Here is a 394-nt window from a genome sequence, read left to right as displayed (position 1 = left end):
TTCCATCGACAGGTCCAATCCGGCATAGTGCTTCATGGCTGCTTCCTTCCTTCAGGATTTGACAACCAGAAGTGTGCGCCTCAACCGAGGTCCGAGGGAAGCAGCCACAATTACACGATGACTCATTGATTGATCCAGAATATAACGGTCGCGGCGATGCAGATGGCGGACATGAAGGTATGGGCGCAACGATCGTAGCGCGTGTGGATGCGCCGCCAGTCCTTGATCCTGCCGAACATATTCTCGACTTTGTGCCGCTGTCTCTAGAGCGCCGTGTCGTGTGGAATGGGCACTTTCCGGTTCCCTTTTGACGGGATGCAGGCCGTGATCTTGCGGTCGGCCAGTGCCGCGCGGAACCAGTCGGCGTCATAGCCCTTGTCGCCCAGCAGGACCT

General features: G+C 57.4%; 1 pseudogene. It reads right to left on the bottom strand.

Features of this window, described 5'->3' with window-relative positions:
• Positions 1–122: 122 nt before the first annotated feature.
• Positions 123–394: pseudogene (locus tag QMG56_RS23645) on the bottom strand (transposase); the annotation flags it as partial.

This window comes from Sphingobium sp. BS19, assembly GCF_027925545.1.
GTDB lineage: Bacteria > Pseudomonadota > Alphaproteobacteria > Sphingomonadales > Sphingomonadaceae > Sphingobium.
The sequence above is the reverse complement of the archived record's forward strand: the minus strand, read 5'-3'. Positions and strand labels throughout refer to the sequence as shown.